Below are 13082 nucleotides of genomic sequence, written 5' to 3' on the forward strand. Positions count from 1 at the left end.
ACGATTTAAGATTATATTACCCAATTAAGATATATAAAAAGGCTGAACATGATTCTAATGCCGATCATTTAAGGTAAATATGATCGGTTGACCGATCCTTTTTAGATGTCAAAATCCAAGTGTATTTTATGCACTTGGATTTTTTTATGGATGTTTCTCAAGCTCTAAACATAATCAATGACTGGAAACCTAGCAACGTTGAGACACTCGCTGATTTACTTCCAATCCATCTGATTGATGAGGCTTATTCTCTCACTGATACGGTGACGATGAGGAAGCGAAAGCTTACTCTTGAATCAATGGTATGGTTACTTGTTGGTATGGCTATCTATAACAATAAATCCATGAAGGATTTAGTTAATCAGCTTGATATCGTAGACCGTACAGGTAAAGCTTTTGTCGCGCCTAGTGCCCTTACTCAGCGCCGAAAAAATCTAGGTGAAGCAGCAATGAAAGCAGTCTTTGAGCGAATGACAAGTTCCTGGCTTAAGAGTGCTAATCTTCCTAAATGGAATGGGCTAACTCTCTTAGGGGTTGATGGAGTTGTATGGAGAGCACCTGATAACCAGCAAAATGAAGAGGCTTTTTCTCGCCAAAAAGGAACTCAATACCCACAGGTAAGAATGGTTTGCCAAATGGAGCTAAGCAGCCACCTTATTACAGCGAGCGCTTTCGATAATTACAATACAAATGAAATGATATTGGCAGAGAAGTTAATAGATAGTACACCTGACCATAGCGTAACCATGTTCGATAAGGGGTTCTATTCATTAGGATTACTACATAAATGGCAGATGACAGGCTCAGAGCGTCACTGGTTAATTCCCCTTAAAAAAAATACTCAGTATGAAATAATTCGATCGCTAGGTCGTAATGACAAACTTGTTATTCTTCGAAGTAACCCAAGAGCAAGAAAACTGTTTTCTGATTTACCTGAAACGATGACAGCTCGTCTCGTGACTCGAAAAATTAAAGGAAAAGATTATCAAGTTCTGACGTCAATGATTGACCCATTACGTTACCCATTAAAAGATATTATTGGTCTTTATGAGCATCGTTGGGAAATAGAATTGGGTTACCGAGAGCAGAAACAATACATGTTAGGAAGATCGCTTAACACTACGAAGTCGTCTGCCTGAATTAGTGAAACAAGAACTATGGGGTATCTTGTTGACTTATAATTTAATTCGCTATCAAATGGTAGAGCTTTGCTTTAATTTAAAAGGAAATTATCTCCCTTATCAATTGAGTTTTAATGGGACTCTTGCTCATGTATCTGCGTTATTAGTTGGTTTACCACACTCAACGCCAGGAGCGATCCCTCGACAATTAAAAGGCTTCCATCAGATGGCTGAAAGCTTAATACTTGATAGGCGAAGAGAAAGAACATTCCCTCGAATGGTAAAACCAAGACCTCAACGATATGCCAGAAATAAGAATGCCGTTCACCCTTAAGTGAACGGCATTACTGAACATGATTCAGCTTTTTAACATCATTTTATTGCGTATTTAGAACAAAGATCTTCAATGAGTAAAGGTTTATCGAAATAATAGCCTTGAACTAAATCACAATTGTATTCGATGAGTTTATTCAATTGCTCTTCAGTTTCAACCCCTTCTGCTACCACTATCATTTGACATGAAGCTCCAATTGCAACAATCGCTTTAACTAAGGTTTCACTCTGCTCATTGATAAATAGACTATTAATAAAGCTGCGATCAATTTTAATCTCAGTAATGGGTAAAATATTTAAATAACTTAATGATGAATATCCTGTTCCAAAATCATCAAGTGATATACCAAAGCCTAGTTGTTGTAATTGCTGAAGTACTGGAGAAACACTTTTTAAATCACTAATCAAAATATTTTCAGTGATCTCTAAAGTAACTCTTGAGATATCAATCCCTGTCAGCTTAACAATCTCCATAACCCTTGGGATAAAGTTCGGCTGAATAAGCTGTTTAGGCGACAGATTAATAGAAACCATAACAGCCTCTTTGCCATTGGGCATAAATTTCAAGATATCTTCACAAGCTCTTTGTAAAACAAAATCACCTATCGAATATATCATGCCGATTTCTTCAGCAACTGCGATGAAATCAACAGGAGATACAAAACCTAGCTTTTTATTATTCCAACGAGATAATGCCTCAACACTACGAAGTTTACCCGTTTTTATGTCTATTTGAGGTTGATAAGTTACAAATATTTCATTGTTAATGATCGCTGATTTTAACTCTTCTTCTAAGCTAAATTCATAATTGACTTGAGTATCGATACTTTTATCAAAGAATAAAGCGCCACCTTTTTGATTGGCTTTCGATTTATATAAAACAATATCAGCCTTAGAGATCAAATCGAGTGAGTTATCTGCATCACTTGGGTACATCGCGACACCAATACTCGCACTGGTTGTAATAGATTTACCATTGATCATAAAGCCGTCTTCAAAAACCGTCTGAATCAATTTAACCTTTTCCTCAGCATCATTTTTTGAGATTAACTGTGGAAAACAAAAAACAAATTCATCACCACCAAAGCGTGAAACAATATCATCATTAACTATGAGAGCTTTAAATTTCTTGCTAATACACTTTAATAACTCATCACCGACTTCATGACCAAAACGATCATTTATTTTTTTAAAGTCATCTAAATCAACAAACATAACCGCTAAATACTGGCCATTTAAGTGAGCATGCTGAATACCTGACTCAATTTTTGTTTCTAACATAACTCGGTTTGGAAGCTGAGTTAAATCATCATGCAATGCCATATGTTGCATTTTATTTTTTGTTTCTTCTAGTAACATAAAGTCACTTTGAATGCGCTTTTGAAACTTTTTAAAACGTCTTCCAACATATTTACTCACGCCTAATGAAAGCGCAGTTAAAACAAATGCTAAGCTAAAAGTAAGAATAAGTATTTTGGCCAATTCCATTTCATTTTGATTAACCAGTAACACTTCTTTCTCTTTTAATAAGCGTTTATTTTCGTCAATATATACTCCAGCACCAATTGCCCACCCCCAATCCTGATAGCCTTTGATATAACTCAATTTTTCAGCATGCTGTGAAGAGTTAGGTTTAAATGCACTAAGGTACTGCATGAAACCATCACCATTACTCGCTAGGGTTAGTATATCTTGGGTAATTGAACCTTGATGAGGATTACTTTCATTATATTTATTGGGGATTACTCTTTCTTTATCATAATGAGCTAACGTATTTCCATACTGATCTAATAAGAAAATATAACCGTCTTCACCAAAGCGAACCTCTGAGATCCACATCACTAGGTCTTCTTTAATATCATTTTCTACATTAATAATGTATTCACCAGTACCAATATAGAGATCTAACGGGGCAAACAACTTGGTATAGCCTATTTTTTCAAACTCTTCATCTTGAGCATCTGGTTTGGGATACCACCAACGACTAAATCCCTCACCGTTTTCTTTCATAAGAGCAATATGATCTTGAAGAATGAACTTACCATGCACATCTTGTAATTGAATTAGATTCTTCCCTTCTAAGTTAGGGAAGATAGGATGCATGAGATTGGTGCCATCCAAACTATATATAAAGAAATAGCCGCGCCCATCATTAAAGCGCGACTGCCTTAATGCATCTGAAATTAACTTAATAACTTCATCTTTAGGTTTATCTATATTTTCTTGATAAATAAAACTCAACGTATTAAAGGCATCGTCCACACGCAGCTTTATCACATGTTTTAATGTTTCTTCTGCTAAGTTCCGCTGATAACTAATTTGTTGATAAATAGTATCAACTTGGTTTTTAATCTGGGTTTTTTCTTTCTCTACAGATTCTCTATATAACGAATCAATTAACGTCTCTACTTTCATTTTATTATCATGAATAACAACAAAACTCAAAATGAACGTAAAGATACCAATCAGTACGACGGGCATAACCGAGATGAGAGTTAATAATTTTTTATCGGTTCTACGAGGCATACAAACCCATTACAATTCCTAAACAAACCATAATAATGATTTTAAATATGAATAACAGTACTATTTACCATACGCTGACAATAATACTTATTAGATGTGATCTCTCTTTAAAAAACGATAAAAAACAGCTAACCCATTGATAAGATTACTATCGAGATATTATCTTAGCCTCGTTCGTCTTGAATAAAGACTCAAGGCGATGCGCCTACCAACCTAGGTCGTACAACTTACTATAAAGAAGTGGCTACGGGCTTGTTCAACACCCGGGATTTAACGCTGGCTGCGCAGCGCTTAATCCTTATTTGTTATATGCCAATTCCAATTGAAGAAGATAGTACAGTTCCAAGAACCGATATTATTAATCCAGGGACCCAGGTATCCTTAAGCGAATTATAGATCCCTTCAATTAAGCCAACATCGGTATTATCAGAAGATAGTTGTAGTTTAATTTCTTCAAGAGATTTGATTAAAGCACCAAATTGCTCATCAAGTGCTCTAGCTGCTTTTTGATTTGCTAAAGTTACATCACCACTTGAAACAGATATTTTCTGTCCAATCGTTGTTGATCCTGCACCACCGCCAGTAGCGGTGACAACTTGACCGATACCGCCATGCGATACAATCGATTGTCCAACAACTTTTACGTTTATTTTGAATTGATCTGGGCTCTCACAAATAGAAGAAATTAGAGCTTGAACCACCTCAATTGAGTCACTTTTTTGCATGATTACTCCTTGGCATATAACGCCGCATTAAGCGGACTAAAATTGTGGGTTATACTGTGTAGCGAAGCGGAACGTAACCCACTGTTTTAGTTCCGTTTAAATGACTTATTATGTGTTTGACGCAACTTTAATTTTTTTACTAATTTTGTCAATACTTTCCATATTTGATTGAATGATAAACAACTGCTTCAAACCGCGCTTAACTCTACGAATTGATACATCTTCAGATTTAGAGTATGCAACAAAAGATGAAGTAGTTTTCTTTATTTCTGCTTTGTACGTTTGCAAATCATGTTTCGCGAATTTTTTGTATTCTTAACAGCTATCACTAGCCCAGCCCTTCATTTTTTTTACTTTCATTTCAACTAAACAATCAATACTTAAACCTCTGTATTCTTCGGATAATTTTGCCATATCACGAACATCACTAACTTCATCTGCGATAGCTGAACCACAGACCAAACTTGCAACTAATAAAAAACTAACCTTTAACATATTAAAATCCTTTTTGGATATGAAACTATTGAAAGTGACACATAACGCCGCAATAACACGTTTATTACTACGACGACTTAGCTGAATTTTACTGCCTTAAACACCGAAACCAAAGACAAACCTACAACGCCGAATGTAATAAATCGTGTTGATTGCTTTGTTAAACCGCAATGACACGCTATAATGACCGAATAATCAACCTAATTAGAGACCGTTATGACTACTAGAATTTTAGCTGATGTTGCAGCAAGTATTACCGAGTTTAAAGCTAACCCAATGAAAGTTGCTTCAAGTGCTTATGGCGAAGCTGTTGCTGTACTAAACAGAAATGAGCCTGCATTTTATTGTGTACCAGCAGAAACTTATGAACTTTTGATGGATCGAGTTGAAGATCTAGAACTACTATCTCTTGCTGCAGAACGAGAGAATGAAGAAACTATTTCGGTAAATATCCATGACTTATAAGTTAGATTTCAAAAAGAGCGCATATAAAGAATGGAATAAACTAGGTGCAACGCTTCGTGTGCAATTTAAGAAAAAACTATTAGAACGCTTAGATAATCCTCACGTTCCTGCGTCAAAGCTATCAGGCGCTGATAATTTATACAAAATTAAGCTACGACAGTCTGGTTACCGATTAGTATACAAAGTTGAGGATGACGTAATAATTGTCACCGTTTTAGCTGTTGGCAAAAGAGAACGCAGCGACGTATACAAAAAAGCGATGCACAGAATTTGACCATGGCGGTTTAACGCCGCATTAAGTAGTGAGCAACGCTACCACCTGACTAAACCATTACACCGTAATCACAAAACTCAACTTGAATAGAAAACGCCGAGTGTTGCGAATCTGTCTTAAATGCCTTGTTGAACGAAGCCGCTTCGCGGCAGAGTAAAGCCTGTATCGTACATACTCTCTGTACCCCCATCGCTTTGATGGCGGATTACAGGAGTAAACACCATGACCCCAACCGAACTAGAACGATATCATCGCCTTTATGAATTACACCTTACCAACTTAACTCTTCAAGGTAAACGACCCGCTACTATCGATGCCTATTCTCGTGCTGTACGTCGGATTACCGAGTTCTTTGACCGTTGTCCCGATACATTAAGTACGGCTGATTTAAAAAGCTTCTTCGCCAGTTTGATTAGCTCTCACTCGTGGAGCACCGTTAAACTCGACCGCAATGGCTTACAGTTTTTCTATCGCTACACTTTAAATAAACAATGGGTATGGCTTGATATCGTTAAGCCACCTCTTTGTTAGCCCACTTGGGTTCAACCGCCAGCTATACCAGATGAAGACTTGCACAAACTTAAATCTTTTGCATAAACCCTCCAGCTATTTTTAGAAGAAGTTCGTGACTCATTGATACACTTTACATAACCAGATTTGGTTGCTTGGTAGCCAAGATAACCTCTTGAAACTAAGCCAAGTAAACCTATGGCTAGTGATACATAAGCAACTTTAAGCCATACCTTACTATAAGAGGTCACCTCTCTTTGTGGATTACATAACTGATGCGTCATTATACCAATGCCTCCTAAGAGTAGGGGAGGAATAATTGCTAATGCAATGTAGGATGGGTATCCAAGCAACCTGACTCTTAGCTCTAATGACTGAAAGGGAAGCGCCAATTCTGCTGGCGATCCAATTGCCAAATAACCGACGAGTAAGAGAGCTGAGAAAACGATACCCATCATTTGTACTTTTTTCATTGCTCACCCTTTTTCAATAAGTCTACCAACGAATCAGATACCCCTAGTTCATTATCAGCCCAGTCAAGTGCGAAACCCATACCAACTGAAACACCAGCAAATAATAACCCGCTAACCAGTACAGGAGCCCCGGCAGTGACAAAAATGACTGCGATTAAGGTTACTGCCCCAGTTGCAGCAACACCTTTAACAATATCGACAACCACCCCTACTTTCAACATGTTGCGTGCCATATTTTTTGTGCCCAAACCAAGCTGAACAACCTGAGGATTATTTACACGCCAACGGTTACCTTTAACGAGAGTTTTTAGGTGCTTTTTGTAACCTTTGATTATTACGTAGTCTTGACCATTGGCAGGTTTGACATAAGCCACAACCCCCATACCACCTAACCCTTTAGCGAGCTGATAAGCATCTTTGGCATTCGCTGCGCCGTCCCAGACTTTTTTAGAGTTATCTAACGTATCTTTGCCGTTGTATTCCAACCATAAGTTATTAGCAAACTCTTCAGCTTCCTCTAGCGACATAACCGCTAGATCAACAACCTTTTGGGTATACTCAACATCAAGTTGTTCACTTTTAGTAAAATCATACGGGGGCCAATAACCTGAACCTTGTGGTATTTGAGCGGTTTTCGAAGTGCCGACTTCGGTTACACTCGCTGAGGAATGTGCATTTTGATCTTTAGTTTGAATAGCAGCTTGAGATTCTGTTGAAGACAATGAAGATGATAACGCAGACATTTCCGCAGGCTGATATACATCACCGATGTTCACTGTACCACTACCAATCGTTACCCCTCCGCAACTAATCGCACCACCAGTAATGGCTGCTGGTTTGCCATTTATTTTGACGGTTGATGGAACCGGACGCTATGGTACGTCCATGAGGGAGGTGTTTGGGTTTATCGTGTGGAGCTAACGGATCTCCAACCCTTGCAGCGGGTTGACCATCAAATTTCACATCAGGAGAGCCTGCCGTAACAGGAGTAGGTGGAAAACCATCATGGTCAGTACCTATATCGCCAACTTTAACGCCTTTAGACATAACGTTTATCCTATCTTTATTCTTGTTCGAATATTATACCGATATACTTCGTTAAAAACGGCGATAAAGTAACTACGTTTGTGATTTGGATTCAAAGATTGCGATAGTGGGCTAACGCCGCATTAAGTAGTGAGCAACGCAACCACCCTACCTAAACCATTGTGACATAAACACTTAAACTGAAGAAAGTCGAAAACGCCATACGTTGGGAATCCGTCTTAAACGCTTTGTTGAACGAAGCCGCTTCGCGGCAGAATAAAATCTGTATCGTCCATACTCTCTGTACCTCCATCATTTCGATGGCTGATAATAGGAGTGAACACCATGAGCCCAACTGAACTAGAGCGATATCATCACCTTTATGAATTACACCTTACCAATTTAGCTCTGCAAGGTAAACGGCCTGCCACCATTGAGGCCTATTCTCGTGGAGCATCGTTAAACTTAACCGCAATAGCTTACAATTTTCTATCGCTACACTTTAAATAAACAATGGGTATGGCTTGATATCGTTAAGCCACCTCAATCCCAAAAATGCCCGATATCATGACTCCACACCATGCATAACGCGACCGAGATAGCCGAAAGGCAAACATAATAAGGATAATAGCTGAAGTTAACCTAGAGGAGATATAACAAAAAAGACGATAAAAAACAGCTAACCCATTGATACGATTACTATCGTAATCTTATCTTGGCTTCGTTCGCCTTGAAAAAACACTCAAGGCGATACGCCCACCAAACTAGATCGCACAATTTACTATAAAGAAGTGGCTACGGGCTTGTTCTACACCCGGGATTTAACGCTGGCTACGCAGCGCTTAATCCTTATTTGTTATATGTATTCTGCGCCTACAGTGAAGCATATAGCTCACTTAATGTCGGAAACTTCGAGCAATCCCAACCGCTTGGAAGCTTTACTTCCTTACACGACTCAACTAACTTAAGAGCTTTGGAGCTATCCGAAGAACAACTAACATCTGCAAGTTCATCGAGCAAAGTTAATTCATACTCTCCAGAAATAGGGCTTATGAATTTAGGCAATATGCCCCACCCTGTATCCCACGTATGCATTTCAAATTTTGATAATGCATACAAGTCTCGAATAAGGCTACCCTTGATAAACGGTAATCCTTTGAAATCCCGAAAACCAAAATTGTCAGCAGACTCCAAGTTTTCACGGCATAACTTCCAAGCCTGCCCAGCCACTATAAAGTTTGATGATGGTACATCACACGGGTCAAATTCAAACCTCAAGATTTGATGATGAATGTCGTCAAGCTGAGCATCAACCGCTACCCATCCCTTCCCTTTATCCCAATACTCACAAACCCAGTGATCTTCGAAATGGTTTTGAGCTAAATAAGTCGCAAATCCACTCCTTAGTCGGGCTGGAACTCCTTTTGACCTCAAAATAGAGCAAACCAATAGTGAAAAGTCTCTACAAATACTTACAACTCTATGGCTTGGTTTCTTGAACACATGAGAAGGTTCGCCTGATTTCAACATTGCTAAAGAGACTAAATCTTTAGCATACCGAGTTTGCATTTCTGTAAGTTTTTTTGAGGGGTCTACCTCGACACCATAGTGTTCAAGCCAATACGAGTGAATAAGGTTGCCTTGAACAAATTTACATATACCCGCAATATCATCAGGCACTTCACTGATATCTAGTAGATTATTAGGGAGTTCTGTAAACTCCGTATTTTCTATATAGTCGTTGACAACCATTTATTTTTACAACCTTTTCGGAAATATCCACTAATACATATAACGCCGCAATAACACGTTTACTACTATGCAATTATACTTAAAATTTACGCCTTAAAACGAGAAACACCCGGCAAACTGAGATTGCCGAGTGTAGTAAATCGTGTTGATGCATTTGTTATATGCATATATACTTTGTACAACTATGTATTACAATGTGTAACTTATTAAGGTGTAATTATGAGAAATGAAATGCTAAGTACCCGCATAGACCATGATACTAAACTTGCTTTCACTAGCATCTGCGGTGAAGTTGGTCTAAGCACATCACAAGCAATTAAACTGTTTGCTAAAGCTGTCATTAACCATGGTGGTATTCCATTTGATCTACGAGTTCCGCAACCAAATGAAGTTTCTGCTGCTGCGATGAAAGAACTTGTTGAAAATAAAGGACATAAAGTTAACTCTATAGATGAGATGTTTTCTGAGCTCACTGAAGGCAAAGTGACAAATGTATAACCTAGAATACTCAACCCAATTTAAAAAGGATTTTAAGAAGATAACTAAGATGCCAATCTCCGATATCATCGAAGTTGGCAATATCATCTCTAAATTACAAAGAAATGAAACATTAGACCCTAAAAATGTAGACCATTCTTTAACAGGAAATTGGAGTGGTTTTCGCGACTGCCATATAAAACCAAACTTAGTTCTCATTTATCGTATATTTGATGAGCAACTACAACTAGCAAGAATTGGGTCACATAGCGATCTATTTTGAACCTGATACTGCATATAACGCCGCATTAAGTAGTGAGCAACGCTGCCGCCTAATCTAAACCATTGCGCCGTAAACACAAGACTCAACGATGGTATGAAAAATGCCATGCGTTGGGAATCTGTCTTAAACGCTTTATTAAATGTTATATCTATGAGTTAGATACTTGGTAATCAACACTATTAAGCCGACTAGTGCTGGAGCGAATATAAAAGCGGAAGTCTTGATTGACAAGATTAGAATGAGTTTTTCAAAGTTGTCTGCTTCCGAATAATCGCTAACAGGAAAGTAATAGATAGCAAGCCATACTGGTATGGAATAAAGAAGAGTGTGTGATTTGAACTTTTCTACGAAGCCCAACTTATTCGCTTTTCTTACATTTAGATAGCAACAAAATATACACATTAAAAACGAGATAATAGCTACTACAAATAGGCTGAATCCTATGACCATTCCCATATTTCACTCCTTACATTTAACGCCGCATTAAGGTGTGAGCAGCGTTTGGCTATACTTGAGCGAAGCGAAAAATGCCAAACGTTGCGAATCACTCTTAAATGCTTTGTTGAACGAAGCCGCTTCGCGGCAGAGTGAAGCCTGCATCGTCCATACTTTCTGTACCTCCATCATTTTGATGGCGGATAACAGGAGTGAACACCATGAGCCCAACTGAACTAGAGCGATATCATCACTTTTATGAATTACACCTTACCAACTTAACTCTTCAAGGTAAACGACCTGCTACCATCGATGCCTATTCTCGTGCTGTACGTCGGATTACCGAGTTCTTTGACCGTTGTCCCGATACATTAAGTACGGCTGATTTAAAAAGCTTCTTCGCCAATTTGATTAGCACTCACTCGTGGAGCACCGTTAAACTCGACCGCAATGGCTTACAGTTTTTCTATCGCTACACTTTAAATAAACAGTGGGTATGGCTTGATATCGTTAAGCCCCCTCAATCCCAAAAACTGCCCGATATCATGACGCCACAACAAGTGGCTCTACTCATTAGCAGGACTCGACAACGCCGCTATCAAACCTTCTTTCTGACCTTATATACGATGGGACTTCGCTTGAGCGAAGGCCTTAACTTAACGATCCATGATATAGATGCCCACACCATGCAAGTACACGTTCGAGATGGTAAAGGCGGCAAAGACCGATTAGTACCCTTACCCAAGCGAACCCTTCATGGGCTTCGAGCTCATTGGGGCTCTCATAAGCACCCTAAATTAATCTTCCCAGGATTAGGAACAAACCTTGATAAGCCGATGGACCGAGGCGGTATTCAAAAGGCCATGAAGTTGGTGCTCAAAGACTGTGGCATCCAAAAAATACTCTCTCCCCACTCACTTAGACACTGCTTTGCAACGCACCTTTTGGAGCAAGGGCTCGACCTTCGGTCGCTGCAAACCTTGCTCGGCCATGCCAGTCTGAACACCACTGCCCGTTACACTCAAATGACACCACTCAAACAGCGTGACGCCGCACTAGCCATAAACCAACTTGCAGACACGTTAACCTTAATCTGGGAGGAAGCATGAGTATTTTCATTGAATTGTTACGCGCTCATAAAGATGAGCTTGAGCGCCACCTCCTATCACCAAAAGTGAACACTCAAGTCAGCCACGACATTCGCAAGGCGATGTCCGCCATGCTTAGGTGTAAAACCGAGCAACAAGGCCGCTCGCAATGGTTTTGCTCGAACTGCCATCACGATGACCGACTGCCCTTATCCTGTGGGCATCGACATTGCCCACAATGCCAACACCGCACCACTTGTGATTGGGTTCTACGCCAAAAACAAAAGCTTCTGCCTACACACTACTTTATGACCACATTCACCTTGCCATATCAACTGAGAATACTCGCTAAAAAACAGCCCAAAGCGCTGTATCAAGTGATGTTCTCGGTTGTTGCCAGCGTGCTAAAAAGCTTCGCTCAAAAAGAGCAAAAAGGAGAACTGGGTTTTACCGCCGTACTACATACTCATAGCAGAAAAAGAGACCTGCATCCGCACATACACGTTATCTCGGCAAGCGGAAGGTATGACTCATCTAAACAAGTATGGCACAAAGGCAACAAAAGGTACTTATTTAACGAGTTCGCTCTTGCCAAGGTCTGGCGAGCGCGATTACTTGAGGCCATCAATCAACACCCTCAACTGTGGTTGCCTAAATCTATACCGAAACAATGGGTCGTCGACTGTCAAGGCGTGGGTTATGGTGAGGCTGCGTTGGAGTACCTGTCACGCTACCTGTACCGAGGCGTACTACCAGACAACGACATCATCCACAGTGATGACCATAGTGTCACTTTCCGTTACAAGGAAAGTAAAACCAATACAATAAAGACACGTACCTTACCCACCCTTGAGTTCTTGTTGCTCATCTTGCAGCATGTACTGCCTAAAGGCTTACAACGAGTACGTGACTACGGTTTTTTACGTGGCCAAGCGAGAGCCCTGCGAGTTCGTATCCAACTACTCATGCTTGGCATTTTTTATCAAACTCCGCCAACTACTATGACTATCCGCACCAAAGCAATACGAACCTGCCCACACTGTCAGCATGACATGGAGTGCGTGGGAATAACGCGACCGAGATAGCCGAAAGGCAAACA

The 13082-nt window shown here is 39.6% G+C and carries 12 protein-coding genes and 4 pseudogenes; 9 read left to right on the forward strand and 7 right to left on the reverse strand.

Translation table 11 applies throughout. From position 1 onward, the window contains the following. Nucleotides 1-146: 146 nt before the first annotated feature. Nucleotides 147-1455, forward strand: a pseudogene (locus ACU5DF_RS13395) (IS4 family transposase). Between the two features lie 38 nt (nt 1456-1493). On the opposite strand, the gene ACU5DF_RS13400 reads toward ACU5DF_RS13395, so the two are convergent. The 3 genes from ACU5DF_RS13400 to ACU5DF_RS13410 form a co-directional block, all read right to left on the reverse strand. Then, a complete protein-coding gene (locus ACU5DF_RS13400; RefSeq protein WP_446713241.1) occupies nt 1494-3980 on the reverse strand; it encodes a bifunctional diguanylate cyclase/phosphodiesterase in 2487 nt (828 codons plus the stop codon). Nucleotides 3981-4285: 305 nt separating this feature from the next. Next, nucleotides 4286-4705 carry a hypothetical protein gene (locus ACU5DF_RS13405; RefSeq protein WP_446713242.1) on the reverse strand — a complete coding sequence of 140 codons (420 nt, stop codon included), beginning with the start codon at nt 4703-4705 and terminating at the stop codon, nt 4286-4288. A gap of 315 nt (nt 4706-5020) precedes the next feature. After that, nucleotides 5021-5200, reverse strand: coding sequence for a hypothetical protein (locus ACU5DF_RS13410; RefSeq protein ID WP_446713243.1), 180 nt, complete (start codon nt 5198-5200; stop codon nt 5021-5023). Nucleotides 5201-5416: 216 nt separating this feature from the next. Between ACU5DF_RS13410 and ACU5DF_RS13415 the strand changes: the two genes are divergently transcribed. The 3 genes and pseudogenes from ACU5DF_RS13415 to ACU5DF_RS13425 all read left to right on the forward strand — a co-directional run. After that, a complete protein-coding gene (locus tag ACU5DF_RS13415) occupies nt 5417-5665 on the forward strand; it encodes a type II toxin-antitoxin system Phd/YefM family antitoxin (protein ID WP_446713244.1) in 249 nt (82 codons plus the stop codon). Continuing rightward, complete coding sequence (locus ACU5DF_RS13420; protein ID WP_446713245.1) at nt 5655-5939, forward strand: type II toxin-antitoxin system RelE family toxin; 285 nt, start codon at nt 5655-5657, stop codon at nt 5937-5939. The genes ACU5DF_RS13415 and ACU5DF_RS13420 overlap by 11 nt, the downstream gene beginning before the upstream one ends. Nucleotides 5940-6161: 222 nt before the next feature. Then, a pseudogene (locus ACU5DF_RS13425) lies at nt 6162-6461 on the forward strand (site-specific integrase); the annotation flags it as partial. Between the two features lie 20 nt (nt 6462-6481). On the opposite strand, the gene ACU5DF_RS13430 reads toward ACU5DF_RS13425, so the two are convergent. The 3 genes and pseudogenes from ACU5DF_RS13430 to ACU5DF_RS13440 all read right to left on the reverse strand — a co-directional run. After that, the gene (locus tag ACU5DF_RS13430) at nt 6482-6922 is read right to left on the reverse strand and encodes a DUF1240 domain-containing protein (RefSeq protein WP_446713246.1); all 441 of its coding nucleotides are present in this window, start codon (nt 6920-6922) and stop codon (nt 6482-6484) included. Further along, entirely contained in the window at nt 6919-7698 is a 780-nt protein-coding gene (locus ACU5DF_RS13435) for a hypothetical protein (RefSeq protein WP_446714297.1), read from the reverse strand. Before ACU5DF_RS13435 ends, ACU5DF_RS13430 begins: the two co-directional genes overlap by 4 nt. Next, nucleotides 7687-7969: pseudogene (locus tag ACU5DF_RS13440) on the reverse strand (type VI secretion system PAAR protein); the annotation flags it as partial. The gene ACU5DF_RS13435 and the pseudogene ACU5DF_RS13440, both read right to left, overlap by 12 nt. Nucleotides 7970-8293: 324 nt before the next feature. Here ACU5DF_RS13440 and ACU5DF_RS13445 point away from each other — a divergent pair. Further along, nucleotides 8294-8524 (forward strand): annotated as a pseudogene (locus ACU5DF_RS13445) (integrase); the annotation flags it as partial. A gap of 297 nt (nt 8525-8821) precedes the next feature. Here ACU5DF_RS13445 and ACU5DF_RS13450 read toward each other — a convergent pair. Then, nucleotides 8822-9700: a transglutaminase-like domain-containing protein gene (locus ACU5DF_RS13450; protein WP_446713247.1), complete on the reverse strand. Its 879-nt coding sequence runs from the start codon at nt 9698-9700 to the stop codon at nt 8822-8824. Between the two features lie 219 nt (nt 9701-9919). Here ACU5DF_RS13450 and ACU5DF_RS13455 point away from each other — a divergent pair, with 219 nt between their 5' ends. The 4 genes from ACU5DF_RS13455 (at nt 9920) to ACU5DF_RS13470 (ending at nt 13068) form a co-directional block, all read left to right on the forward strand. Then, nucleotides 9920-10198: a type II toxin-antitoxin system RelB/DinJ family antitoxin gene (locus ACU5DF_RS13455; protein WP_017020218.1), complete on the forward strand. Its 279-nt coding sequence runs from the start codon at nt 9920-9922 to the stop codon at nt 10196-10198. After that, nucleotides 10191-10460, forward strand: a complete 270-nt coding sequence (locus tag ACU5DF_RS13460) for a type II toxin-antitoxin system YafQ family toxin (protein ID WP_446713248.1) — start codon at nt 10191-10193, stop codon at nt 10458-10460. Before ACU5DF_RS13455 ends, ACU5DF_RS13460 begins: the two co-directional genes overlap by 8 nt. Before the next feature lie 656 nt (nt 10461-11116). After that, nucleotides 11117-12004, forward strand: a complete 888-nt coding sequence (locus tag ACU5DF_RS13465; RefSeq protein WP_446713249.1) for a site-specific integrase — start codon at nt 11117-11119, stop codon at nt 12002-12004. Then, nucleotides 12001-13068, forward strand: coding sequence for an IS91 family transposase (locus ACU5DF_RS13470; protein ID WP_446713250.1), 1068 nt, complete (start codon nt 12001-12003; stop codon nt 13066-13068). Before ACU5DF_RS13465 ends, ACU5DF_RS13470 begins: the two co-directional genes overlap by 4 nt. The last annotated feature ends 14 nt before the right edge of the window (nt 13069-13082 follow it).

Source organism: Aliivibrio wodanis, from assembly GCF_052920805.1.

Bases quoted from the DNA above. Each gene is read 5' to 3' on its own strand.
- ACU5DF_RS13460 (WP_446713248.1), top strand. From the start codon at position 10,191: ATGTATAACCTAGAATACTCAACCCAATTTAAAAAGGATTTTAAGAAG.
- ACU5DF_RS13470 (WP_446713250.1), top strand. From the start codon at position 12,001: ATGAGTATTTTCATTGAATTGTTACGCGCTCATAAAGATGAGCTTGAG.
- ACU5DF_RS13410 (WP_446713243.1), bottom strand. From the start codon at position 5,200: ATGTTAAAGGTTAGTTTTTTATTAGTTGCAAGTTTGGTCTGTGGTTCA.
- ACU5DF_RS13450 (WP_446713247.1), bottom strand. From the start codon at position 9,700: ATGGTTGTCAACGACTATATAGAAAATACGGAGTTTACAGAACTCCCT.
- ACU5DF_RS13400 (WP_446713241.1), bottom strand. From the start codon at position 3,980: ATGCCTCGTAGAACCGATAAAAAATTATTAACTCTCATCTCGGTTATG.
- ACU5DF_RS13465 (WP_446713249.1), top strand. From the start codon at position 11,117: ATGAGCCCAACTGAACTAGAGCGATATCATCACTTTTATGAATTACAC.
- ACU5DF_RS13405 (WP_446713242.1), bottom strand. From the start codon at position 4,705: ATGCAAAAAAGTGACTCAATTGAGGTGGTTCAAGCTCTAATTTCTTCT.
- ACU5DF_RS13415 (WP_446713244.1), top strand. From the start codon at position 5,417: ATGACTACTAGAATTTTAGCTGATGTTGCAGCAAGTATTACCGAGTTT.
- ACU5DF_RS13420 (WP_446713245.1), top strand. From the start codon at position 5,655: ATGACTTATAAGTTAGATTTCAAAAAGAGCGCATATAAAGAATGGAAT.
- ACU5DF_RS13430 (WP_446713246.1), bottom strand. From the start codon at position 6,922: ATGAAAAAAGTACAAATGATGGGTATCGTTTTCTCAGCTCTCTTACTC.
- ACU5DF_RS13455 (WP_017020218.1), top strand. From the start codon at position 9,920: ATGAGAAATGAAATGCTAAGTACCCGCATAGACCATGATACTAAACTT.